The 24,715-nt window shown below is 61.4% G+C and carries 22 protein-coding genes and 1 tRNA gene; 13 read left to right on the plus strand and 10 right to left on the minus strand.

Annotated features, from left to right (window positions below; all coding sequences use genetic code 11):
* Positions 1-107: 107 nt before the first annotated feature.
* From CO671_RS00800 to CO671_RS00810, 3 genes are all read left to right on the plus strand, one after another.
* Positions 108-338: a hypothetical protein gene (locus CO671_RS00800; protein WP_010032149.1), complete on the plus strand. Its 231-nt coding sequence runs from the start codon at positions 108-110 to the stop codon at positions 336-338.
* 63 nt (positions 339-401) lie between these two features.
* The gene (locus CO671_RS00805) at positions 402-581 is read left to right on the plus strand and encodes a hypothetical protein (protein ID WP_010032152.1); all 180 of its coding nucleotides are present in this window, start codon (positions 402-404) and stop codon (positions 579-581) included.
* A gap of 228 nt (positions 582-809) precedes the next feature.
* Positions 810-1,526, plus strand: coding sequence for a hypothetical protein (locus tag CO671_RS00810; RefSeq protein ID WP_097604077.1), 717 nt, complete (start codon positions 810-812; stop codon positions 1,524-1,526).
* 6 nt (positions 1,527-1,532) lie between these two features.
* Here the strand turns inward: CO671_RS00810 and CO671_RS00815 are convergent, their stop codons facing one another.
* Positions 1,533-2,027 carry a hypothetical protein gene (locus CO671_RS00815; protein ID WP_097580506.1) on the minus strand — a complete coding sequence of 165 codons (495 nt, stop codon included), beginning with the start codon at positions 2,025-2,027 and terminating at the stop codon, positions 1,533-1,535.
* Between the two features lie 396 nt (positions 2,028-2,423).
* On the minus strand, positions 2,424-3,467 hold the full coding sequence (locus tag CO671_RS00820; protein ID WP_097603941.1) for a porin: 1,044 nt from the start codon (positions 3,465-3,467) through the stop codon (positions 2,424-2,426).
* A 478-nt stretch (positions 3,468-3,945) separates the two neighbouring features.
* On the opposite strand from CO671_RS00820, the gene CO671_RS00825 reads away from it, so the two are divergent.
* The 4 genes from CO671_RS00825 (at position 3,946) to CO671_RS00845 (ending at position 6,255) form a co-directional block, all read left to right on the plus strand.
* Complete coding sequence (locus tag CO671_RS00825) at positions 3,946-4,395, plus strand: hypothetical protein (protein WP_097603942.1); 450 nt, start codon at positions 3,946-3,948, stop codon at positions 4,393-4,395.
* 58 nt (positions 4,396-4,453) lie between these two features.
* Positions 4,454-4,675 (plus strand): hypothetical protein, encoded by a 222-nt coding sequence (locus CO671_RS00830; protein ID WP_097603943.1) that lies wholly within the window; start codon positions 4,454-4,456, stop codon positions 4,673-4,675.
* Between the two features lie 409 nt (positions 4,676-5,084).
* Positions 5,085-5,645 (plus strand): hypothetical protein, encoded by a 561-nt coding sequence (locus tag CO671_RS00835; protein WP_097603944.1) that lies wholly within the window; start codon positions 5,085-5,087, stop codon positions 5,643-5,645.
* A gap of 160 nt (positions 5,646-5,805) precedes the next feature.
* Positions 5,806-6,255: a hypothetical protein gene (locus CO671_RS00845; protein WP_097603946.1), complete on the plus strand. Its 450-nt coding sequence runs from the start codon at positions 5,806-5,808 to the stop codon at positions 6,253-6,255.
* Between the two features lie 553 nt (positions 6,256-6,808).
* On the opposite strand, the gene CO671_RS00855 is transcribed toward CO671_RS00845, so the two are convergent.
* From CO671_RS00855 to cpdR1, 3 genes are all read right to left on the minus strand, one after another.
* Positions 6,809-7,090, minus strand: a complete 282-nt coding sequence (locus CO671_RS00855; protein WP_245293745.1) for a hypothetical protein — start codon at positions 7,088-7,090, stop codon at positions 6,809-6,811.
* Positions 7,091-7,190: 100 nt separating this feature from the next.
* Positions 7,191-7,265 (minus strand) — tRNA-Val (locus CO671_RS00860).
* Between the two features lie 84 nt (positions 7,266-7,349).
* Entirely contained in the window at positions 7,350-7,712 is a 363-nt protein-coding gene (cpdR1, locus tag CO671_RS00865) for a response regulator CpdR1 (protein ID WP_003542883.1), read from the minus strand.
* 187 nt (positions 7,713-7,899) lie between these two features.
* On the opposite strand from cpdR1, the gene CO671_RS00870 reads away from it, so the two are divergent.
* Positions 7,900-8,781: an N-formylglutamate amidohydrolase gene (locus CO671_RS00870; RefSeq protein ID WP_010033008.1), complete on the plus strand. Its 882-nt coding sequence runs from the start codon at positions 7,900-7,902 to the stop codon at positions 8,779-8,781.
* A 282-nt stretch (positions 8,782-9,063) separates the two neighbouring features.
* Positions 9,064-9,837 (plus strand): histidinol-phosphatase, encoded by a 774-nt coding sequence (gene hisN / locus CO671_RS00875; RefSeq protein ID WP_010033006.1) that lies wholly within the window; start codon positions 9,064-9,066, stop codon positions 9,835-9,837.
* An 88-nt stretch (positions 9,838-9,925) separates the two neighbouring features.
* On the opposite strand, the gene CO671_RS00880 is transcribed toward hisN, so the two are convergent.
* On the minus strand, positions 9,926-10,900 hold the full coding sequence (locus CO671_RS00880) for an alpha/beta hydrolase (protein WP_097603948.1): 975 nt from the start codon (positions 10,898-10,900) through the stop codon (positions 9,926-9,928).
* Positions 10,901-11,324: 424 nt separating this feature from the next.
* On the opposite strand from CO671_RS00880, the gene CO671_RS00885 reads away from it, so the two are divergent.
* Entirely contained in the window at positions 11,325-11,795 is a 471-nt protein-coding gene (locus CO671_RS00885) for an Hsp20 family protein (protein ID WP_064683240.1), read from the plus strand.
* Between the two features lie 75 nt (positions 11,796-11,870).
* Here CO671_RS00885 and CO671_RS00890 read toward each other — a convergent pair whose 3' ends face one another.
* Positions 11,871-12,875: a bile acid:sodium symporter family protein gene (locus CO671_RS00890; RefSeq protein WP_097604078.1), complete on the minus strand. Its 1,005-nt coding sequence runs from the start codon at positions 12,873-12,875 to the stop codon at positions 11,871-11,873.
* A gap of 93 nt (positions 12,876-12,968) precedes the next feature.
* Here CO671_RS00890 and CO671_RS00895 point away from each other — a divergent pair, with 93 nt between their 5' ends.
* On the plus strand, positions 12,969-13,823 hold the full coding sequence (locus tag CO671_RS00895) for a LysR family transcriptional regulator (protein ID WP_097603949.1): 855 nt from the start codon (positions 12,969-12,971) through the stop codon (positions 13,821-13,823).
* Positions 13,824-13,876: 53 nt separating this feature from the next.
* Here the strand turns inward: CO671_RS00895 and CO671_RS00900 are convergent, their stop codons facing one another.
* Positions 13,877-14,929, minus strand: coding sequence for a low specificity L-threonine aldolase (locus tag CO671_RS00900; RefSeq protein ID WP_097603950.1), 1,053 nt, complete (start codon positions 14,927-14,929; stop codon positions 13,877-13,879).
* A gap of 541 nt (positions 14,930-15,470) precedes the next feature.
* Between CO671_RS00900 and gltB the strand changes: the two genes are divergently transcribed.
* Together gltB and CO671_RS00910 are read left to right on the plus strand one after the other, a co-directional pair.
* Positions 15,471-20,192: a glutamate synthase large subunit gene (gene gltB / locus CO671_RS00905; RefSeq protein ID WP_097603951.1), complete on the plus strand. Its 4,722-nt coding sequence runs from the start codon at positions 15,471-15,473 to the stop codon at positions 20,190-20,192.
* A 223-nt stretch (positions 20,193-20,415) separates the two neighbouring features.
* Positions 20,416-21,870, plus strand: coding sequence for a glutamate synthase subunit beta (locus tag CO671_RS00910; protein ID WP_097580374.1), 1,455 nt, complete (start codon positions 20,416-20,418; stop codon positions 21,868-21,870).
* 157 nt (positions 21,871-22,027) lie between these two features.
* Here the strand turns inward: CO671_RS00910 and CO671_RS00915 are convergent, their stop codons facing one another.
* Together CO671_RS00915 and CO671_RS00920 are read right to left on the minus strand one after the other, a co-directional pair.
* Positions 22,028-23,266, minus strand: coding sequence for a DUF459 domain-containing protein (locus tag CO671_RS00915; protein WP_097603952.1), 1,239 nt, complete (start codon positions 23,264-23,266; stop codon positions 22,028-22,030).
* A 90-nt stretch (positions 23,267-23,356) separates the two neighbouring features.
* Positions 23,357-24,580: a lytic murein transglycosylase gene (locus CO671_RS00920; RefSeq protein WP_097603953.1), complete on the minus strand. Its 1,224-nt coding sequence runs from the start codon at positions 24,578-24,580 to the stop codon at positions 23,357-23,359.
* Positions 24,581-24,715 lie beyond the last annotated feature (135 nt).

A 24,715-nucleotide genomic window follows, 5' to 3' on the forward strand; every position in this document is an offset into this window, starting at 1 on the left:
AACTTCCCGGCTCAGTCAAGCCGGTCATTGCCGGGAGATTGTCAGTTTTTTTGGGAACCATCCCGACGCCCGCTCGTTAGACCCTGGTTGAGCTGAAAAGGAGGCCGATGATGCACACTTCGACCCATGTTCCCGACAAACGCACGGAGGCATCCGACCGCATGAAGCGGGCGAAGCCGAACCGCATGCAGAAGGCGCAGGTGTTGCCGCCGCATCATGTCGATCTGACGCTGACGCCTGGCGTCATTCATGACATCCACGTGCCGGCGCATGTGACCGGCGCAGATCTTTCCAAAGGCGGTCCCGACCTCAAGGGCCACGCGGAGACCAAGAAATAGCGCCTATTCCAAGGGCTTCTTCGGCGCCTGGCAGCAGATTTTTCGAAACAGGATGACAAACATATGACGATCAACTTTGTGCCCCGCGATATCGCCATCCGGCATGAAAATGAATGGCAGGCGATACGCGAGGCGGCGGATGAGCGCATCGATATCGGCAAACGTCAAACGCCGCTTGCTTCGTCCATTCAAGGCTCAGCATCGGTTGGGAAAAACGATCCTTCGGCCGCACGCTCCGAATGAGTGGCGGGCCATTGTAGCAAGACCGGCGCCCGGCATGATGCCGGGCGTTTTGCTGTCTATCGATGCTCGCCCCGAGCGGCGCCCCGCGCGGAGTTGCAGCCGAAATGTGCTCGGGGCGTCGATGCCGTTTCAGGAAAAGATCAGCTGCACAAGCATCATCCTGTCGCCGCGCCAACCTTTCGGAAAGGATTGGCCGGCGATAATTGCGGCCTCACGGGAATCGGACAGATGGCCAAGACAGCGACACGCGGCCGCCGCAAGGCGCCGGCGAGAGGAAAGAGCAGGGCGCGCAGCGGCGGCGGCGGATTGCTGCCCTGGGCGGTGATCGGCATTGCCGCGATCGGCGGCATTCTTGCTCACGATCATTGGAAGAGCATCCAGCCGCTGCTTGCCCGCCAATCGGCGCCGGCCACGCGGGAAACGGCGGAGCCGAGGCCTGTTGCCAGGAGGGATGTTCCGCCGAAGCAGGTGGCGCTTGCCGCGCCGACGCCGAAAACGGCACCGGTCACGCCGCAATCGTTGCCGCCGGCCGCCATCCCGACACCGGCCATCCAGCCGGTCAAGGCGGTTCCGACCGCGGTTTCTCCCGGGGCTGCACAAACGGGAACGGCCGCCTTCGGTTATTGCGGCCAGGGCGCCCATATCAACTGCGTCGGCGACGGCGGCGTCTTCTGGTACAAGGGCGAGAAGATCGTCATCGCCGATATGGCAAGTCCGATCGTCGACCGGGCGCGCTGCGATGACGAGCGCAGGATCGCCTTTGCCGCCAAGTCGCGGCTGCTGGGGCTGCTGAACGCCGGACCCTTCACCATGAATGCGGCAGGCAAGACCGAGTCTTCCGGCGCCCCGCGCGTCGTTTCGCGCGATGGCCGTTCTTTCGGAGCGCAGCTGATCAACGAGGGGCTGGCGCGCAAGCCGGGCGCGGGCGGCGCCTGGTGCGCCTGATCTTCGCTACTTGCCCTTTTTCACCAGCTTGCCGCCAGTGCGGAAGCTGCCGGCGAATGAGGAATCCTTGCTTTCGGCCGTGCATTCGATCGCGATCGGCTTGCCGGCGTAGGGATTGCCGAAGGTGCAGAAGCCGGCGACCTTGACCTGACCGGTCATCTTGTTGCCGACGCCTGTCGTGACGAGGCTGAGGGGCAGGCGGGCATTGCCATTGGAGGCGGGCTTGATCCCGGCGCCGTCGCCCTGGAAGCCGAGCGCCTTGCCATCCGACGTGAAGATGAACGTCACCGAGCCGTTGGCCAGCGTAACGCTGGCAAGCTCGTTCTTGCAGCCCTTGGTGGCGTCGAATTTGGCGACGACGAGCTTGGCGCATTTGCCGGACAGGGTAATGACGCCGGCTGCGCCGGGAAAGGTTTCAGCGGGAGAGGCCGGCGCGGCGGTGGCCGGCAAGGCAAGGGCGGCGGACAAAAATGCGGCGGCTGCAAGCGCGGATAAGTTCATTTCGATTTCAAACCCCATGTGCTGGCGAGGCGAATCACTGCCTCATCCTCGATTCGCCATGGCATGGTTCTGTGTCCGAATTTGGTTCCGCCATTCCCGCGGCATAAGATTATCACCGGCTGCGGGGGATCAGCGATCGACGGCAAATACGTGAAAAGCCCGTTGGGCTTGCTGGCCGGAAGGCTCGGCAATGGCGTAGCTGTCAGGTATCGACAACAAGCCGGCATGATATGACGGTGGCAAGGCACTCGTCGAGCGCCTGCCGCCTTGATTGCACTGTCTGATCAGGGGGGAATGGGTCCAGGCAGGGAAGTCCAGACCCATTCCTTCCCGATCGGAGGTCAGTCGGATCAGGAATTTGCGGCTGCCGGTCTAGACTAGCCGGCAGCCTTTTTATTAGAACGCGCGCTGCAGGCGGAAGAAGCCCGAGGTGACGTCGTCGGCATTGTCCGGATCGAGGTACTGGACCGAGATCTTCGTGGAGAGGTTGTCAACGATCTGGTAGTCGATCGTTACGCCGGCCTTCCAGGCGCTGACGTCGTCGTTGAACTCGCCAGCGGTGACGCCGTAGTTGTCGTAGTACTGAACAGCCGGGGTGATCTTCAGCTTGTCAGTCGCCTTGATGGCGTATTCGGCAGCGATCGCCCATTCAGCCTTGTTGTAGTAGGCATTCGGGTTGGATGCGTAGACGACTGCGAGGCCGAGCGTGCCCGGACCGACGGCAACCGTACCCATTGCACGGACGGCGCCTTCTTCGTTGTCGGTGTCGTAACCGGCCGTGATCTGGTAGCTGAAGATACCAGCCTTGCCGCCGAGACCAACGGCAACGCCGACGTTGTTGGGCGTTTCGCCGTTGTAGAACGGGCCGTCTTCGAGCTCGTCGACGCTGATGCCGGCGTAGAAGGCGTCGGTTTCGTACTGATAACGGAGCGAGTTATGCAGCGTGACCGGCGAGCCGATATCGTCGGTTTCGCCCGAGAGGCCGTCGTCCCACCAGCTGTAGAACAGACCGGCGCGGAAGCCGGCGATGTCGATGTAAGCGGAGTCGAGCTTGGCTTGCTGGGCCGAAGCGTTGTCAGCATTGAACTGCATGACGATGACGCCGGTCAGCGGACCATATTCGGTGTCGCTCTTGGCCGTGAACTGAACCTGGCCGCGTGTACGAGCATCCCAGTCCGAGTCGTTGGCAACGGAACCGCCGCCGCTGGCACCGATCGAGCTGGCGTTCGGAGCAACGTCAACCTGGAAACGGACGTAACCGTTGATCTTGAGGCAGGTTTCAGTGCCCGGGATGTAGAAATAGCCGGTGCCGTAAGCGTCGCAGACGCGAACATATTCAACCGGTTCCGGCTCGGCAGCAACGATAGCGTCAGCAGCCTGAGCGCCGGAAACTACTGCGAGAGCAGCAGCGGAGCCGAGAAGAAGGCTCTTGATGTTCATGGAATAACCTCCAGTTCAGATGCGAGAGGATGAAGACCGTTGCCATCGGCAGTCCCTACGACCTTCACCCCGTGTGAGCGAAGCGGCGCCTTTTTGACCAGGTGCCTGCCTCGCCGCGGACGTTACATAGCGGATGTTGCGTCGCAATAAGGATGTTGTTCATGACAGCAGGCTGGCGCAGCTATGTTGCTGAAATAACACGTATTTTGTCACGAATCTGTCACGTGTCTGTCGCAAATCTTGCCGTGAACAACGGTGGGATGAGCCACGAAAACAATATGCAATTCGTGCTCGCGTAAGCATGTCCTCATACGCGCACACGCCATAACCGCAATCTGTGCGAATCCGGGGATGGCTAATAAGCTGCCGGGGGAGAAAACCTATCTTGAGATTGAGGCAAGTGAAACAATCCGGTCGAAGGCAGGGGCAGAGTATACCGTCCAAGCCAAGAGAGTAGACCTGAACTAGGAGATCCACGATGTCGGGCATTATGATTGTTCGAGAAAACGGATCGCGGATCACCACGACCTACGATGGTGACGATTTTATCTTCGAGGCTGCTCGAGGATTGCCCGCGCCAATCTTGGATCAAGTTGGCGAGTACCTGGGAGCCGCCGTCAAAGGATTTGCAAGTCACCCGACCGACGTGATGATCGCAATTTTATGGATCATGGCCCTTGAGGGACAATTCGATACCTATGGTTCCGGGGCAAGAGTTCACGCCGGAAAAATCGACCAAGTTCTCGGCGTGGCATGGAACGGTCAGACGAGAGAGCAAATTCGCATTGAGATGCAGCTTTATCTGCTGTGGCAACAGACGGAGCTGCGAGGTAAGTTCTTGGTTGGGTTTGGTAGCCGGTTGGCTGGCGGCATTTTCGTTTCTGGTCCCGTCTACACTTTAGGCGGAAAACTGGCAGCAGAGACATGATAATCAGGTGGCGTCTTACATTCACGCTTTTGTAACCGGAAGTGCAGAAGGTGTGACGATGACAAGCGAGCTTGTTGCGCAACAGGTGGCGGCCCTTCGCAATATTCTCAGAGATCATCCAGATGCGATCCGGCTTGCGGATCCCGAACTCCAGTTTCTAAGCTGGTTGGCCGACAAGTTTGCGATGGATTATGTCGCAGAGGCAAAACGCTTGATCGCCGAAATAGGAGGGCAGGAGGCCAAGAGCGAAGACAACAGTTGGAGGCTACCTAATCAATGAGTTGATCCCCAACGAGCTTCCTCTTCCAACGATCTGGCCGAACGAAATACAAAATCCGGAGCCCCTTATTCCTGGCTGGCAAATCCCTTGGGGCTACCGCGGTGAAGTGCGCAGTCTGACACCATGAACGGTAAGCGGTAAGCGGAGATGAAGAGAATTCTAAGTTCGTACTTTGCTATCCTAAGAAAAACTGTGCGTTATGATCTAATGGCGTGGGGTCTCTTCATCGTTGCACTTTTTATATTCATCCTGCTTTCGGCTCTGCGGGACGTTTTCGCAAGTCCAATTCACTCGCTAGGCTTTTGAGATTTCAACAGAACCGCGAATGTGAATGCTGCAGATGACCAACGAGCAAATTCAGGCGCGTCTTCGGTGATCATGTCGATCCCACCTCGTCAAGAAATTGGGAATGACGAATTTCAAACCCAACGGTTTTGTAGTTGCCCGCATCGTTTTGAGCCAACTGCTCGACGTGCTGGCGACCTTCCTACAAGCGGTCATAGCAGTAATCATGTTTGTCATCGCACGACGCGTATTCGCCTCAGCAATGATCGAGGATGCCCGCATGCAGGCATCCCGCCGCAAGGTGACGGCCTATCTACGCGATGTCGATCCGGCGACGGCGGAACTGACCGATGCCGAGTTGATGGACCGGGTCCCGTCCTATGAGGCATCGGGAACGCGGCTAGGGTTGGCTTCGGAGCGAGCGCATATGAAATGGGCCTATCTGATGTCGATCATCCGGACGACGCGATTGACGACCTATTGCTGGAACTCGAGCGGGCCGCCGGTGATGATTGGGAGAATATCTGGAGCAGGATCGGCTGATGGGCGGTCTTCTCAGACTCATTCTCCAGTTTTTGAAGGGTGGAGTGCGCCGTCCGCCTGTACCGCGCCCGCCCGCGCCGCGACCGGCTCCGCCGAAACCGCCGCAGCTACGGCATGCACAACGGGTCGCTGCATCCCGTAAGCGGGCCGGGTATTGTTGATCTCTCGCGTCCCCAGCACCAGCTTGTCCAGCAGTTGAACGGAAACTCGCCGGAAAACGCTCAGAAATTCGCCCAGGCTATGAAGAAAAAGGGCATCTTGGATCAGGACGCAATCGACACCGTCATGGAGCTTTGGCGCAAATGCAAAAAGTAACTCTGGTTTACGGAGGCCCTGCGGCGGATGTCTATGTCGACGGCAAGCCCGGCTTGGCAGAATTGGAGGCTGCGTTTTGCGACGCGTTCGGCGTGCCGAGCCCGGCTGTGTTCGACGGAGGAGATGCGGCCAGGTCGTTCGTCGACTTCCTCGACAAGTATTCCGTGACGGAGCGCTGGCTGCTCGAACGCAAAACGTTTGCTACGAAGCTGAACATCTATCTGTACGAAAGGGAGGACGTGACCAGCAAATTGTCTCGCCTCTCGAACATTCTGGGGATGCCGGTGGTTGTCGATGTCGGTCGGGATATCAGGGACGACAACGCTTTCCTGTTCACGCCGGAGGGCGATATCTTGCCCGGATATCTTGAGCCGACTCCAGGGACAAATCTCGACGGGCAGGAAGATGTGCGTTTTTCTCCGGCGGCTGCTGCGTGACGGACTGGCGAACGGGCGTCTGGAGGACCTGCACAAATGCCGCCGCGGATGGCCGAAGCAAAATTCAGGACGAGTAGCAGAGAGGTAACCGGAGACCACCGGCTGGTGGGTAAATCTAATCCGCGCCTGTTCAAGGACAACGTCGACGGCTCACCTGAAGCGAGCCTGGTCCAGGCGGAGGCTTATCGGGATGTGGTAATCTCCGCCTTACCGCCGAAGACCAATCACGAACAGGCAGCGTGTCCTCATATGCTGTCGCGCGATCGCTGTGATCTGGCGAATCCGGGGTTGGCTCATAGGTAACTGCGATGAGCATGATTGGGGTGTGGCAAGCGAAACTGAGGAATCGCGACGCTTTCGTTATCTGCCCTCTTACCAATTTGCCGTGTGTGCGGCGGCTGCCGGGGCGAAAAATCTCCTACCCTCTGTCTGCGCCGGCGAACCGGCCGTGCGCTGGAAGGTCAGGCATTGCATGCTGCTGCGACGTGATTGGGCGGTGTTCTCGGCCTGAATTGCTGCCTTGACGCGGTGACGACACCTGTGCCCCAAGAATTCACTCCAGGGTGGCTTCCTTGCGGGCGACATTGCCGCTCACATCGATATCACTGCCCAACATCGCGCTGCCGGTCAGATCGACACCGTAGTCCAGGAGGTTCTGACGCGTCAGGTGAAGCATGATCCGGCCGGCCTGCTCGACCGGTCTGCCGCGCATATGGGAGACGACGTACTCGGCAGTGACGGGGTAGCGTCCCTCAGGAAGGCTGACACCTTTTGCGAGTGAAATCTTGTCGTTGGAAACCACAAGAGTTTTGCGTCGTTTGATGACCTGGGCCAAGTCTGAAACTCCTACTGGGGCAGGTGTATCACACCCGCAAGCCGCGATGTAAAAAGGCCTCTCGATTTCTCGAAAGGCCTTCTAGGTCAAGCAATCTGGATGGTGGGCGTGACAGGGATTGAACCTGTGACCCCTACGATGTCAACGTAGTGCTCTCCCGCTGAGCTACACGCCCATCCGATGGCGGCGCATAGATCACAAAACCTTTGGAGCCGTCAATAGGCTTTTTTCAGTTTTGTGACGCACCGCCAGACAAGCCTTATGCGGCAAGCATTTTGTTGACCTCGTCGACGAGGTCGCGCAGGTGGAAGGGCTTGGAAAGGACCTTGGCATCCTTCGGCGCCTTCGAATCAGGGTTCAGCGCCACGGCGGCAAAACCGGTGATGAACATGACCTTCAGGTCGGGATCGAGTTCGGTGGCGCGGCGCGCCAGTTCGATGCCGTCCATCTCGGGCATGACGATATCGGTCAGCAGCAGGGAAAACGGCTCCTCGCGCAGCCGGTCATAGGCGCTGGCGCCATTATCGTAGGAAAGGACCTTGTAACCGGCCTTTTCCAGCGCTTTCACCAAGAAGCGGCGCATGTCGTTGTCGTCTTCGGCGAGAAGTATCTTCTGAGTCATCAATCCAGACCGCTGATCAATAGGTTTTGGGTGGGTGCCAGCCGTTTACACTAGTCTTTGCCCGGTAAACAACCGGTGAATTGCCTGTGCGTGATTGCCATCCCTTCTACATAGTATGGACTTGAGGGCGGGCAACTGGCAACATGGCCGAAGCAGTCAGTTCATGACATGGTAAAGAGGGCAGAAAGTGCCGGAAATCCGCGAATACGAGCTTTTTGAAGTCCATGAGCCCGTGTCGCAGACCATTCCCTTCGTCTACAACTCCCCCCATAGCGGCCGCATTTATCCACCGGAATTCATCGCCCAGTCGAGGCTCGAAGGCATCGCCATCCGGCGTTCCGAGGATCACTATGTCGATGAGCTCTTCGGTTCGGCCGTCACCCTCGGCGCACCGCTTCTCGCCGCCAACTTTCCGCGCGCCTATCTCGACGTCAACCGCGAGCCCTACGAGCTCGATCCCAGGATGTTCGACGGGCTGCTGCCGCCCTATGCCAATGTCAACTCGCTGAGGGTCGCCGGCGGGCTCGGCACCATTCCGCGCATCGTCGCCGAGAACATGGAGATCTATGCGCGGCGCCTGCCGGTGCAGGAGGGGCTGGATCGGGTCGAGGCGGTCTACAAGCCTTACCATGCGGCGCTGCGCCGGCTGATTGCCCGTACCCATGTGCAGTTCGGCTTCGGCGTGCTGATCGATTGCCATTCGATGCCCGGCAATGTGCGCGTCGCCGGCTGCACCGGGCGGCCCGATTTTATCATCGGCGATCGCTACGGCACCAGCGCTTCGGCCGAACTTTCGCGCGCCGCCATCGCCATCCTCGAGGAAATGGGCTTCGCGGCGATCCGCAACAAGCCCTATGCCGGCGGTTTCATCACCGAACATTACGGCCGCCCCTCGCGCGGCCTGCATGCATTGCAGATCGAGGTGAACCGGGCGATCTATGTCGACGAGGTGACGCTGGAGAAGCGCGAAGATTTCGCCGCGGTGGCCGAGGCCGTGACGGCCTTCATGCAGCAGATGGCCGATTACGTCGAAAAGTTCGCCGGCGACCGGGCGCTGGCCGCCGAATAATCTTCTTTTCAATTTGGCGATATTCGTGTGGCCGTCGTCTTTCGCAATGGCCAAAAAAGAACCGCGCTGGTCAGCGCGGCTAAGTCTAGGGAGGAAACACCCAAGGAGGGTATTTACAGTCAAAAGACTGTACCGACGACGCTACTATTGCATTGCACAAATGTCAAGCAATATATTGCGCTGCGATATCTTTGGGCAATTCGTCCGAAATTGCCCGCTGCGTTTGCATTCCCGTCACGTTTCGCTATGAAACCCCGTTCCCGCCAGCCAAATGGTGCCACCATGCTTCCTGACCGTTCGTTCTTCAATCGTCTGGCGGAGGCCGCCCGCGCCGAGACGCTGCCACGCTTCCGCTCCGGCCTCGATGTCACCAACAAGCTTTCCTCGGGGTTCGATCCGGTGACGGAAGGCGACCGGGCCGCCGAGCTCGCTATCCGGGCGCTGATCGAGGAGAATTTCCCCGATCACGGCATTCTCGGCGAGGAGCACGGCAATGTCGGGCTCGACCGTGACTATGTCTGGGTGATCGATCCGATCGACGGAACCCGCGCCTTCATATCGGGCGTGCCGGTGTGGGGCACGCTGATCGGCCTGCAGAAGGAGGGTCGGGCGATCATGGGCATGATCGAACAACCCTTTACCGGCGAGCGTTATTTCGCCGACGAAAACGGTTCGATCTATACCGGGCCGGAGGGCGAACGGCGGTTGGTGACGCGCCAGTGCGACCGGCTCTCCAGCGCCATTCTGTTCACCACCTCGCCGCATCTCTTCGGCGGCGAGGAGATGGAGAAATATCGGGAGATCGAGAGCCAGGTGCGGCTCTTCCGCTACGGCTGCGACTGCTATGCCTATGCGCTGCTTGCTGCCGGCCATATCGATCTCGTCATCGAAAACGGGCTGAAGCCCTATGATGTCGGCGGCATCATTCCCGTCATCGAGGGGGCGGGCGGCATCATCACCACCTGGGACGGCGGCCGGCCGGAAAATGGCGGCTCGATCATCGCCGCCAGCAGCCGGGCGGTCTACGAGCAGGCGATCGCCGTGCTGCAGCGCTGACCCCCGGTCAGCTCGGCTGATCCCTCGGTCAGCTCGGCTGATCCCTCGGTCAGCTCGGCTGATCCCCCGGTCAGTTCCTGATCCGGGCTCACGTGCCGAGGGCTGCGACATCCTGGTTTTCCTCGGCATCGCTGCCTGGAATGAAGGCGTGGAAGGCGGCGAGCGCGGCGGCGCGGTAGATATCCCGTTCCTGGAAGATCTCGTGGCGGGCGCCGTTGATCGGCACCAGCTGACCGGCGCGGAAATAGCGCGAGAGCCGCTCCTGCGCCGTATAGGGAACGACGCCGTCGCGCGTCGGGGCGATGACGATGGTCGGGATGGTGATCGAAAAGAGATGGTTGGGTGAGGTGACCCGATCTATGGTCCGGAACGCCTCGGTGAGCCAACGGGCTGTCGGCGGACCGAGCGTCAGCTCCGGATGAGCCGCCATCATCGCGACGTTGCGGTCGAAGCGCTGTTCGTCCGAGGTCAGCGGGTTGTGGCTGAAGTCCGGCTCCTTCAATTTCGAGGTCAACGGCAGGAAACCAAGGCCGAGAGCGGTCAGCGTGCCTGCAAGGGCACGGATGACACGGGGCGAGGCCGTCTGGCCGGTCAGGCCAATGAAGGGAGCGGACAGCACCATGCGGTCGATGCGGGTGGTCAGATAAGGGGCGGCCGACAGCGCGATCAGCCCACCGGTGGAATGGGCGAGCAGATAGAAAGGCAGGCGCGTATCCGGCAGCACCACCTTTTCGAGGAAGGTGTCGAGATCGTGCTCGTAATCGACAAAGCGGCGGATGTGGCCGTGATTGCGGCGTTTCATCAGCCGCTGAGAACCGCCCTGGCCGCGCAGATCGAAGGTCGCGACCCAGAGGCCTTTCGCCGTCAGGTCGCGGATGGTCTCGAAGTACTTTTCGATATATTCGTTGCGGCCATGGAGAATGACCACCGTGCCCCTGGCGACCTGGGCGCCGGAGCGAAAGACGGCGTAACGCAGCCGGTGGCCGTCATGGGTTTCAAAATACCCTTCCGTGCGGTTTTCCGGGGCGGGATTGTCGGGCGTCGAATAGAGAACCTGATCCATGACTTTGCCAATGCGCCGCTGCTGCCTGCTTCGCTATCAGGGATAGCGCATGGCTCCCGGCTTGGAAAGCGGCGGTGCCCGCAAAGCGGCGGGAGAAAAGGGCCGGCAGGAGCATGAGGGTGCCCGCAGCCGGCCTAGGTTGAGGCTGAAGAAGAAGGGACGATGCACTTCAGCCGCCGGGACCAGATTTACCCGACGCTGCTATCTCTAGGCGCTTGCGTCTGAATGCGTTCCGAACCGGCCGTTCATGCGGGGTTCACGGGCCGTTCAAGGCGATTCCGAAAAGGTCTTGAACTCCGCAAATCCCATCACCATCTCCTTGATGCGGGTGCCAAGAAGGGCCCGCGCAACCGTCCCCGGGGCCGCCAAACATGGGGTTTCAGGGACATTTTATCGCAACACGTCGCTTCCACAGGAGGACATCATGCGTCACGTAGACTTCTCTCCCCTTTATCGCTCGACGGTCGGTTTCGACCGGCTGTTCACCATGCTCGACAGCCTTGCTCAGCCGGAGCAGGCGCAGACCTATCCGCCCTATAATATCGAGCGCACCGGTGAAAACACCTATCGCATCACCATGGCGGTCGCCGGTTTCGACGAGACCGAACTTTCGATCGAAGCGCATGCCCATGTGCTGTCCGTGAAGGGTGAAAAGAACGAGGAAACCGCCGAAGGCGGCGAATTCCTCTATCGCGGCATTGCCAAGCGCGCCTTCGAGCGCCGCTTCCAGCTCGCCGACCATGTCGAGGTGACCGCCGCTTCGCTGAAGAACGGCCTGCTGCACATCGACCTCCTGCGCAATATTCCTGAGGCCATGAAGCCCCGCAAGATCGCGATTGCCGCAGAGCCGGTCGAGGCTCCGAAGGCCATCGAGGCGCAGGTCGTCAACAGCTGATCGTTATCCCGTGCGGATAAATGGACGGCGCTCCGCTTGGGGCGCCGTTTTTTATTGCGCTCGCTTTATTGCGGTTCAGGCGGGGCTGGCGGCATCCTTGATCTGCTGTTCGGTTGCACGGCGGGCCGCGGCGGCGGCGTATTTCTGGGCGATGACGGCGCAGACCATCAGCTGGATCTGGTGGAAGAGCATCAGCGGAAGCACGATCGCGCCGATCGACTGGCCGGCAAAAATGACGTTTGCCATCGGCACGCCGCTTGCGAGACTTTTCTTGGAGCCGCAGAAGGTGATGGTGATCTCGTCGGCCTTGCCGAAGCCGAGCCGGCGGCTGCCGAACATCGTCAGCACCAGCACTATCCCCAGAAGGACGATGTCGGCGACGATGACGACGGCGATATCGGCGATCGAGAAGGTATGCCAGAGGCCTTCGACGACTGCCGTCGAGAAGGCGAGATAGACGACCATCAGGATCGAGCCGCGGTCGACGGGCATCAGAATCTTCCTCCTGGCGCGAATCCAGTCGCCGATCCAGGGCTGCAGGATCTGGCCGACGATGAAGGGGGCAAGCAGTTGCAGCAGGATCTGCTGAAGCGCGTCGAGGGAGAAGCCGCCATGGCCGCCGACGGAAAAGAGCAGGCCGACGAGCAGCGGGGTCAGAAACATGCCGAAAATATTCGAGGCGGAGGCCGAGCAGATGGCGGCAGGCACGTTGCCGCCGGCCATCGAGGTGAAGGCGATGGATGACTGCACCGTCGACGGCAGCACGCAGAGGAAGAGGATGCCGAGATAGAGCGGCTGCGGCAGGATCGTGTCCGGAATGAAGCCGAGCGCCACACCAAGCAGCGGGAAAATGCCGAAGGTCGTCAGCAGGATGACGAGATGCAAGCGCCAATGCAGGAGCCCCGAGATAACGACATCACGCGAGAGGCGGGCGCCATGCAGGAAGAACAGGGCGGCGATGGCGAGATCGGTGGCGATGCCGAAATAAGCCGCGAAGGTGCCGCTTGCCGGAAACAGCGAGGCAAGGATGACGGTGCAGACAAGCAGGCTGGTGAAGCTATCGGGCAGAAAGCGGCGCATGGCGGTCTCGCGGCAAAACAAGATTAGATATTGTTCTGTCCTCCATTATGATCCAGGATGCAAGAAATAACAGTTATCAAGAAACCGGATGTCATGCTGGACCTTTCGCAATTGCGCAGTTTCGTCGCTGTCGAACAGATGGGCAGTTTCACGCTCGCCGCAGAAAGGCTGGGTCTCGGGCAATCGACGGTCAGTCAGCATATTCAGCGGCTGGAGGCGACGCTCGGTCGCAAGCTTCTGGCGCGCGACACGCACAAGGTCATGTTGACCGGCGATGGCGAAGCGCTGCTGACGCATGCGCGCGCCATGCTTTCGATCGAGGGGCAGGTGCAGTCGCTATTTAAGAGCAACAGTCTGCGCGGCAGCCTGCGGCTCGGCGTCTCGGAGGATTTCGTCACCAGCCAGCTGCCGGCGGCGCTGGAAGATTTCGTTCGGTCGCACCCGTCCGTCGACCTGGAACTGACCGTGGCGCTCTCCGGCGTCCTCTACGAGATGCAGGACAATGGCGACATCGATCTGGTGCTTGCCAAGCGCCGGCTCGGTGACGCACGCGGGAAGCTCGTCTATCGCGAGCCGCTCGTCTGGCTGGCGCGCGATCCTGAGCGGCTGCTGGCTGCCGGGCCACTGCCGCTGATTGCTTTCCCGCCACCGAGCGTAACACGGGCGATCGCCCTGGAAGCGCTCGGGCGCAACGGCGTGCCGTGGCGGATCGTCTGCACTTGCGGCAGTCTCAGCGGGCTGACGGCGGCGGCGCGGGCCGGGATGGGCGTGCTGGTGCAGCCGCGCAGCATGGCGCCCTCGGGGCTGAAAGAGATCGCTGCTGGAAGGCTGCCGGCGCTGGAGGACGTGGAATTCGTGCTCGTGCCGCGCAAGGGCGCCGATCAGACGCTGGTCGCCGCACTTTCGGACGATATTCTGCAAAAGGTGAGGGGGCTGAGGTCGGCATGAGCCATCGTCGGCACCGCGAGCCTGCCCGGCAGGCGGGCGCTCCTCCCGGCCGATCAGGCGGTCAGGCACTTTAGGAAACCATCCACATCGGCTTGCGTGGTCGCAAAGCTGGTGACGAGGCGGATCAGGGTTTCGCCTTCGGTGACGAGTTCGGGCGTTGCTGCGGGTACCGGCCATGCGTAGAATTTTGCCCCCCTTTCCTCGGCGGTTTTTGCCGCGCTCTTGCTGATGACGGCAAAGACTTCGTTTGACGCGGTCGGCCAGGCGAGCCGCGCGGCATTGCTGGCGCCGATGCCGGCGCGCAAGCGATCGGCCATGCCGTTGGAATGGCGGGCGAGATCGAGCCAGAGGCCGTTTTCGAAATAGGCATCGAACTGGGCGGCGATGAAACGCGACTTGGAAAAGAGCTGGGCGGCGCGCTTGCGGATGAAGGGCATTTCGCGCGCCCGTTCCGGATCGAAGAAGACGATCGCCTCGGCGCACCAGCAGCCGTTCTTGGTGCCGCCGAAGGAGAGCATGTCGACGCCGCGCCTCCAGGTCATTTCGGCCGGGGTGGCGCCGAGCGCAATCAACGCATTGGCGAAGCGGGCGCCGTCCATGTGGAGCGGCAGGTTGCGCTTTCGTGATATGGCGGCGATCTCGCCGATCTCCGGCAGGGAATAGACGGTGCCGATCTCGGTCGCCTGGGTGATGGTGACGGCGCTGGCACGGCCGTGACGGAGGGCGTCCTCGGGAAAGTTGGCGATCTTCGCCGAAAGTTTCGCCGGATCGATCTTACCAGCTTCGCCGTCGACGGCAACGAGGCGGGCGGAGCCGGAGAAGAATTCCGGCGCGCCGCATTCATCCTCGATCACATGCGCCTCGGAATGGCAGAAGGTGATGCCGCCAGGGCGCTGGACGCTTGCCAGCGACAGGGAATTGGCGGCCGTGCCGGTGGCGACGAAGAAGACGGAAACCTCACGTTCGAAGATCTCGCAGAAGCGGGCCTCGACTTGTTTGTCGAGGTCGCCGGCGCCATAGGCAGGGGCAAAACCAGCCGATTCCGCCAGCAGGCGTTCGGCAATGGATCTGTGGGCGCCGGCCCAATTGTCGGATGCAAAGAACATAGCGGAGACCGTGGGAGTGAAACAGGTTGGGAGGGTCGCAGCGGACATTACGTCAATCCTTCACGGGATCAAGGCCATTGCCCATAATCCATCACGAAAATTGAACCGCGCAATCAATAAATAAAATGGCTCGACTTGACGTAATTTTATTTCGTGATTGCGACCGATTTGGTAATCTTCCGTCGCAAAATGACGATTTTTGACCCGACGCCCTTGCGAAGCCAAATGCTTTCTGGCATAGAGCAGATGAATTAGGACAGTGTTGCTGTCCTATTTTGGCCTTTGCGGCCGAAGAGGCGCCGAAAGCCCTGGAACAGGCGGGCTTTCACGCTATAGTTCTTCCGAGTGCCAAGCCCCAGGATGGGCGGCGCGCGGAGGCGAATGGCAGGCGCGGAACGCGACGGTTTGCTTTCCCTAGAAGCAGATGTCTGCGGCGATCTTCACAATGCAACAGCGCTGTCATGCGCCGAACCTATCTTCGGGTTGCGGTGCGGGACGAAAAGCCGCCCGCGGCCCGCGGGTTTCGACAGGAGGAAAGACGATGACGAAGACGCCATCCATGGAATTTGACCGGTTTGCCGCTGCTGAGATGCGTGCGACGGCCAATATGTCCAAATCCGCCTCCGGCCTGCCGAAGAAACAGGGCCTCTACGATCCCCGCAATGAGCATGATGCCTGCGGCGTCGGCTTTGTCGCGCATATGAAGGGTGAGAAGTCGCACCAGATCGTCAAGGACGGCTTGTTCATTCTTGAGAACCTGACGCACCGCGGCGCCGTCGGCGCCGATCCTCTGATGGGTGACGGCGCCGGCATTCTGGTGCAGATTCCCGACCGCTTCTTCCGTGAGGAGATGGCGGGGCAGGGGATCACCCTGCCGCCGGCCGGCGAATATGGCGTCGGCCATATCTTCATGCCGCGCGATGAAAAGCAGATCGAGCACTTCAAGAAGGTGATCAAGGACGTCATTGAAGAGGAAGGCCAGGTCCTGATCGGCTTTCGCGACGTGCCGGTTGATAATTCCTCGCTCTCCAAGGCGCCGGCGATTGCCGCTACCGAGCCGCATCACGTGCAGGTCTTCATCGGTGCCGGTGAGGATGCCGAGAACAATGACGAATTCGAGCGCCGGCTGTTCACGCTGCGCAAGGTGATCTCCAACCGCATCTATGACGAGTTCGACGGCGAGGAGAGCAATTTCTATCCGGTGTCGCTGTCGTCGGCGACGGTGGTCTACAAGGGCATGTTCCTGGCCTATCAGGTCGGCGCCTATTACAAGGACCTGTCGGACCCGCGTTTCGAAAGCGCGGTCGCACTGGTGCACCAGCGCTTCTCGACCAACACCTTCCCGTCGTGGAAGCTTGCGCACCCCTATCGCATGGTCGCCCATAACGGCGAGATCAACACGCTGCGCGGCAACGTCAACTGGATGGCGGCGCGCCAGGCGTCGGTTTCCTCGCCGCTGTTCGGCGAAGACATTTCCAAGCTCTGGCCGATTTCCTACGAGGGACAGTCGGACACGGCCTGCTTCGACAATGCGCTCGAATTCCTGGTGCGCGGCGGTTATTCGCTAGCGCATGCGGTGATGATGCTGATCCCTGAGGCGTGGGCCGGCAACCAGTCGATGGCCGCCGAACGCAAGGCCTTCTACGAATATCATGCGGCATTGATGGAGCCGTGGGACGGGCCGGCTGCCGTTGCCTTCACCGACGGCAAGCAGATCGGCGCGACGCTCGATCGCAACGGCCTGCGGCCGGCGCGTTACCTCGTCACCGACGACGACCGCGTCATCATGGCGTCCGAAGCCGGGGTGCTGCCGGTTCCGGAGGAGAAGATCATTCAGAAGTGGCGCCTGCAGCCGGGCAAGATGCTGCTGATCGACATGGAAGAAGGCCGGATCATCTCCGACGACGAGGTGAAGTCGCAGCTTGCCACCGCGCATCCCTATCGCAGCTGGCTCGACCGCACCCAGCTGATCCTCGAAGAGCTGAAGCCGGTGGAGCCGCGGGCGCTACGCCGCGACGTGTCTCTGCTCGACCGTCAGCAGGCCTTCGGCTACACGACCGAGGATACCCGCATCCTGATGTCGCCGATGGCGACGACCGGGCAGGAGGCGATCGGCTCGATGGGCACGGACACGCCGATCTCGGCGATGTCGGAAAAGCCGAAGCTGCTCTACACCTATTTCAAGCAGAACTTCGCGCAGGTGACGAACCCGCCGATCGACCCGATCCGCGAAGAGCTCGTCATGAGCCTCGTCTCCTTCATCGGCCCGCGCCCGAACATTCTCGACCATGAAGGCATGGCGAACGCCAAGCGCCTCGAAGTGCGCCAGCCGATCCTGACCAACGGCGATCTCGAAAAGATCCGCTCGATCGGTCATACGGAAGACCGGTTCGACACCAAGACGCTCGATTTCACCTATGACATCGAGCGGGGTGCTGCCGGCATGCCTGACATGCTCGACCGGCTCTGCGAGCGCGCGGAAGCGGCCGTCAAGGGCGGCTACAACATCATCGTGCTCTCCGACCGCCAGATCGGGCCCGATCGAATCGCCATTCCGGCGCTGCTGGCAACGGCTGCCGTGCATCATCACCTGATCCGCAAGGGGCTTCGCACCTCGGTCGGCCTCGTCGTCGAGACCGGTGAGCCGCGCGAAGTGCATCATTTCTGTCTGCTTGCCGGCTACGGTGCCGAAGCGATCAACCCCTATCTTGCCTTCGACACGCTGCTCGACATGCATGCCAAGGGCGAGTTCCCCAAGGAAGTCGATGCCTCGGAAATCGTCTACCGCTACATCAAGGCGGTCGGCAAAGGCATCCTCAAGGTGATGTCGAAGATGGGCATCTCGACCTACCAGTCCTATTGCGGCGCGCAGATCTTCGATGCGATCGGCCTGTCGTCGGAACTGGTCGACAAGTATTTCTTCGGCACCGCAACGATGATCGAAGGTATCGGCCTCGAAGCGATCGCCGAAGAGACCGTCGCCCGCCACAACGCCGCCTTCGGCAAGGATCCGCTGCTTGCGACGACGCTCGATATCGGCGGCGAATATGCCTACCGCATGCGCGGTGAAAGCCATGCCTGGACGCCGGATGCGGTCGCAGCTCTTCAGCATGCCGTGCGCGGCAATGCCGAGGACCGCTACCGCGAATTCTCCGAAATGGTGAACAATTCGGCGCTGCGCATGAACACGATCCGCGGGCTGTTCAACATTAAGAGCGCCGAGGCGCTCGGCCGCAAGCCGGTGTCGATCGACGAGGTCGAGCCGGCGGCCGATATCGTCAAGCGGTTCTCGACGGGAGCGATGTCCTTCGGCTCGATCTCCAGGGAGGCGCATACGACGCTGGCGATCGCCATGAACCGGATCGGCGGCAAGTCGAACACCGGCGAAGGCGGCGAGGAATCCGACCGCTACATGCCGCTCTCCGATGGGTCGAGCAATCCGGAGCGTTCGGCGATCAAGCAGATCGCCTCGGGCCGTTTCGGGGTCACGACCGAATATCTGGTCAACGCCGACGTGCTGCAGATCAAGGTGGCGCAGGGCGCCAAGCCCGGAGAGGGCGGCCAGCTGCCCGGTCACAAGGTCGATGCGACGGTCGCCAAGACCCGTCACTCGACGCCGGGTGTCGGCCTGATCTCGCCGCCGCCGCACCACGACATCTATTCGATCGAGGATCTGGCGCAGCTGATCTACGATCTGAAGAACGTCAACCCGACCTCTGATGTCTCGGTCAAGCTCGTCTCCGAAGTCGGCGTCGGTACGGTTGCCGCCGGCGTCGCCAAGGCGCGCGCCGACCATATCACCGTCGCCGGCTTCGACGGCGGCACCGGTGCTTCGCCGCTGACCTCGCTCAAGCATGCCGGCAGCCCCTGGGAAATCGGCCTTGCCGAAACCCAGCAGACGCTGGTGCTGAACGGCCTGCGTTCGCGTGTTGCGCTGCAGGTGGACGGCGGTCTGAAGACCGGCCGCGACGTCATCATCGGGGCGCTGCTCGGCGCCGACGAGTTCGGCTTCGCCACCGCGCCGCTGATCGCGGCCGGCTGCATCATGATGCGCAAGTGCCATCTCAACACCTGTCCGGTCGGCGTGGCGACACAGGATCCGGTGCTGCGCAAGCGCTTCAAGGGCACGCCGGAGCACGTCATCAACTACTTCTTCTTCGTCGCCAACGAAGTGCGCGAAATCCTCGCCTCGCTCGGATTTACCCGGCTCGACGAGATCATCGGCGCTTCGGAGCTTCTGGAAAAGGACGAGATGCTGGCGCATTGGAAGGCCAAGGGTCTCGACTTCAGCCGCATCTTCCACAAGGTCGATGCCGCCAAGGAGGAGACCTTCTGGACGAGCCGGCAGCAGCACCCGATCGATGACATTCTCGACCGCGTGCTGATCGAGCAGGCTGAGCCGGCGCTGACCGACAAGATGCCCGTCGCCTTCGAGGTCGGCATCAAGAACGTCGACCGCTCGGCTGGCGCGATGCTGTCCGGCGAGGTCGCCAAGCGCTTCCGCCATCGCGGGCTGAAGGAAGACACGATCAACGTGACGCTTCGCGGCACGGCAGGCCAGAGCTTCGGCGCCTTCCTGGCGCGCGGCGTCACCTTCAACCTGATCGGCGATGGCAACGACTATGTCGGCAAGGGCCTTTCGGGCGGCAAGATCATTATCCGGCCGCCGGAGAATTCGAGGATCGTCGCCGAAAACTCGATCATCGTCGGCAACACCGTGCTTTACGGTGCGACCGAGGGCGAATGCTACTTCCGCGGCGTGGCCGGCGAACGTTTCGCCGTGCGCAACTCGGGTGCGATCGCCATCGTCGAGGGTGTCGGTGACCATGGCTGCGAATATATGACTGGCGGTGTCGTCGTCGTGCTCGGCGCCACCGGCCGCAATTTCGCGGCCGGCATGTCCGGCGGTGTCGCCTATGTGCTCGACGAAACCGGCGATTTCGCCAGCCGCTGCAATATGGCGATGGTCGAGCTCGAGCCGGTGCCGGAAGAAGACGACATGCTGGAGAAGCTGCACCACCACGGCGGCGATCTCATGCACAAGGGACGTGTCGACGTCTCGGGCGACATGACGCGTCACGACGAGGAGCGCCTCTACCAGCTGATCTCCAATCATCTGCATTATACGGGCTCGTCCCGCGCCAAGCAGATCCTCGATCACTGGGCCGACTACCGTCCAAAGTTCCGCAAGGTCATGCCGGTCGAATACCGCCGTGCGCTCGAGGAAATGGAACGCAGCCGGATGGGCATCGCCGCGGAGTGATTTGCACCGGGATATTCGCCACGGGCTGATTGCGGGTGGCGGATATCGGAAACGTCTCGATGATCCGTGACGATCATGACGGCGAAAGGCCGTCCAGATCGCCCGGATGTTTCAGGGGATATGTTCCAATGACGGTCAAGAGAAGCAACCCGCCCGGAATGCCGGGACTGACGACAGACAATTGGCCGCGGATGAGGCGGTCATGAGGGTAAGGGACGAAGAGATGGGTAAGGTAACAGGGTTTCTGGAAATCGACCGGCAGGTGGCGAAGTACCAGCCGGCGTCGGATCGCATCCGCCATTTCCGCGAATTCACGATCCCGATGTCGGATCCGGAAGTGCAGAAACAGGCGGCGCGCTGCATGGACTGTGGCATCCCCTATTGCCACGGCCCCACCGGCTGCCCGGTGCACAACCAGATTCCTGACTGGAACGACCTCGTCTACAACAACAACTGGGAAGCGGCGATCCAGAACCTGCATTCGACCAACAACTTCCCGGAGTTCACCGGCCGCGTCTGCCCGGCGCCGTGCGAGGAAGCCTGCACGTTGAACCTCGAAGATGCGCCGGTCGCCATCAAGACGGTCGAACAGGCGATCGCCGACAAGGCCTATGAGCTCGGCTTCATCCGGCCGCAGCCGGCGACAGTTCATACCGGCAAGAAAGTCGCCGTCATTGGCTCCGGCCCCGCCGGCATGGCGGCCGCCCAGCAGCTCGGCCGCGCCGGCCACGAGGTGCATGTCTATGAGCGCGAGACCAAGCCGGGTGGCCTGCTGCGCTACGGCATTCCCGATTTCAAGATGGAGAAGAACTTCATCGATCGCCGCGTCGAGCAGATGAAGGGCGAGGGCGTCACCTTCCATTGCGGCGTCAATGTCGGCGTCGACGTCAAGGTCGAGCAGCTGCTGGCCGATCATGACGCCGTGCTTTATTGTGGCGGCTCCGAGACGCCGCGCGAGGCGGGCATTCCGGGCATTGACCTTGCCGGCGTCCATGATGCCATGCCCTATCTGGTGCAGCAGAACCGCCGCGTCGGGCGCGAGAACATCGACAGCGTCGGCTGGCCGTCGGATCCGATCCTTGCCGGCGCCAAACATGTCGTCGTCGTCGGTGGCGGCGATACGGCTTCGGACTGTGTCGGCACGGCGTTCCGCCAGGGCGCCGTCAAGGTCACTCAGCTCGACATCCGGCCGCAGCCGCCGGAGAAGGAAGACAAGCTCGCCGTTTGGCCTTTCTGGGCGACGAAGATGCGCACCTCCTCCTCGCAGGCCGAAGGCGCCGTGCGCGAGTTCCAGGTGGCGACGCTCGAATTCATCGGCGAAGACGGTGTGCTGACGGGCGTCAAATGCTGTGAGGTCGACGAGCGCCGGCGGCCGGTTGCGGGCACGGAATTCGTCATCCGAGCCGATCTCGCCTTCATCGCTATCGGTTTCCGCGGCCCGTTCACGACAAGCGTGCTGAAGGAGCTCGAGGGCAAGCTGACGCTCAATACCGATAAGCGCGGTTCGACCAACGTCGTCGCCAACGACCGGGACTACAAGACCTCGATCGACAAGTTCTGGACGGCGGGCGACGTGCGCCGCGGCCAGTCGCTGGTGGTCTGGGCGATCCGCGAAGGTCGCCAGGCTGCCCGCGCCATCGATGAGGCCTTGATGGGCTCGAGCGTGCTGCCGAACTGACTGTCGGCTCACGCAGGCTCAGAACGAGACGAACTCCGGCTGTGAACGGACCCCCGTAGGTTGTTGACCAACTTATCGAGGGTCAGTTCCCAGGCGGATTTTTTTATGTGGTCCGAAACCGCCGACACGTTTCGGCATCATGCTCGCGCGGACTTTCTCATTTCACCGAGACTTCGGCCGGCGTCTTGGCCGCCGGCATGCGATAGTCGTCGACGCGCCCGACCGGGGCCGGCGTCATCTCGCCCTGCTCGACAAGCAGATCGCGCGGCGATTTCGTCAGCGTCACAGGCGGCGGCCTTGCGCCGAGAAGCTCGGTGCCGCCGTCGAGATTGGGATCGGAGAGACTGATCGGCACGGTGTGTTCGACCGGATTGGTGGGAAGGCCGAGGCCGGGCAGGGCACTTTCGTCCAGCCGCACCAGATCCGGGCTTGCCTGGGTGCCGAGAATGCGGCGGGCCGGCTTTTCCACATAGAAGGCAAGTTTGCGGCGGCCGGCCTGCGTGAGATTGATGCCGTCGGAGGTGCGCAGGCGCACCTGCTGGCCGTTCACATCCGAACCGGTGACGATGAAGTTGCTGTTCTCGTCGACGAAGCCATCCCAGATATCGACGAATTCGCCGCCGATGCTTTCCACCTGGTTGCGATAGAGCTGGTTCATCTGGACGGCGTCAGCCGTCATCTGATCGGATTCGAAGGCGGGAAGTCCGACCCAAAGCAGCGGGATCTTGCGGTCGGTGACTTCTTTACCGAAGGAAAGAACGCGGCGGCGGTATTCGGCAAACCAGCCGTCGGTGCGGAATTTTTCCTTGGCAGTGTCGGTCACCATCTGCTGGCGGTCGTTGGCGCCGATCATGACGACGACCATGGCTGGCTTCAGCTCGTCGATCATCTTCGGCAGCTGTTCCGGCCAGTCATAATAATCGTCGCGGACAAGGCCTGAGGAGACGTTGCCGCGGGCTTCGACGACGACGCCGGGCGAAGTCTCGAAGGCGGCGGTGAGACCGTCGCCGAGGCCGCTGGCGAGGAAATCGCCGACGATCAGGACCTTCTTGGCGTCGCCAAGCTTCTGCACGACCGGCTCTTCCTGCACTGGCGGCCGCACCGGCGGCGCGGTGCGGGCATTGATCACCGCCTTCTGCGCCGGCGGGCGCTTGCGCTGCTGGCGTCGCGGCTGCTGGGCATCAGGGGCCTGCGGACCGTCATCGAGATAGCGCCGGCCAAGGAAGAAATCGAGGATCGACCGGCGCTCGTAGCGCTGCTCCTGGGCCTCGGCGACATGCACCGGCGCAAACGCGCCGACGCACAGCGCAGCCGCCGTCAAGGCGAGCACCGGCCAACGGATTTTAGGGGTCCGATCAGTTTTCTTCATCATGGGCAGTTCCGCATCTGCCGGCATCTTGCACGCGGGGTAGGTCAGCGTCCACTCCCGCTCATAATTTAGGTCACGGTTCTGTGGCTTCCAATCAGGGCTTGCTTTTCGGCATTCCTATCGGCGAAGTGCGTTCAGGAGCGGCAGCGAAGGCTCGCCGTCCGGCTGCATGCCGATGCGCTCCTGCACCGCCGATATCGCCGCCTTCGAACCCGAGCCGAAATTGCCGTCGACCTCGCCATTGTAATAGCCGAGGGTCTTGAGGCGGGTCTGCAGCTCGAATTTCTCGGTGATATCAAGGGCGCCGTCCGGGCGCGGCCAGCGCTGCTGCATGCCGCCGTAACCGGCGATCTGATCGGCCAGCAGGCCGACGGCAAGCGCGTAGCTGTCCGAGGCATTGTAGTTCTTGATGGTGAAAAAGTTGGCGGTCATCAGGAAGCCCGGGCCGTTTGGTCCGGCCGGCATCTTCAGCACGGCCTTGGTGCCGCCTTCGCGGAAGGCCTTGCCGTTTGGGCGTTTCAGGCCGAGTTCCGCCCATTGGGCGAGCGTATGGGTCTTGCCGGCCTGCTTGGCGGCGGCCGCGGGAACGACGACCTCGTAGCCCCAGGTCTTGCCGGTATCCCAGCCGTTCTTCATCAGGAGATTGGCCGAGGTCGCCAGCGCATCCGGCACCGAATTCCAGATGTCGCGATGGCCGTTGCCGTCGGCGTCGACGGCGTAAAGCAGGTAGCTTGTCGGGATGAACTGCGTGTGGCCCATGGCGCCCGCCCAGGAGCCGGTCATCTCGCGTGCCGGCACGTCGCCGTTCTGCAGGATCTTCAGCGCGGCAACCAGCTGCTTCTTGGCGAATTTGGCGCGGCTCGGATCGGCATAGGCCAACGTCGCCAGCGCGCGCGGCACGTAGTGCAGCCGGTCGTCCTTGTCGAGGATCGCTCCGTAATTGGATTCCATCGACCATATGGCGAGCAGAATGGCCTTGTCGACGCCGAAGCGCTGCTCGATCGCGTTGAGCGTGCGAGCATGCTTGGCGGCCATCTCGCGGCCGATCTTGACCGTGTAGGGATTGACGCGCGAATCGATGTAATCCCAGATCTTCGAGGTGAATTCCGGCTGATAGGCGGCTTTTTCGAGCACCGTCGGGTCGGGCTCGCTCACCCCGGAAAAGGCCTTTTGGTAGGTTGCCTTACTGATGCCACTCTGTGCGGCTGTTTGGTAAAAATCCGCGATCCATTTCTGGAACCGGGAATCGGCTTTCGCGCTGTCGGGGACCAGGCCTACCTGGGCGGCGACAACGAGGGCGAGAGCAAGACCACGAAGGGAGTTTTTGTGATTCTGGATCATCGACTGTCGTATCCGTCATCTTCAGTTTTCGGTGCAGCAGAGGCGTCATGTCCGCCCAGACCCGAGACTACAGGAACGGAGTCAACAAATTCTTTACCATGGCGGTGCGCTCCGGTCACCATTGCAAAACAGTAG

Source organism: Rhizobium sp. M10 (assembly GCF_002531955.1).
Classification (GTDB): Bacteria; Pseudomonadota; Alphaproteobacteria; order Rhizobiales; family Rhizobiaceae; genus Rhizobium; species Rhizobium etli_C.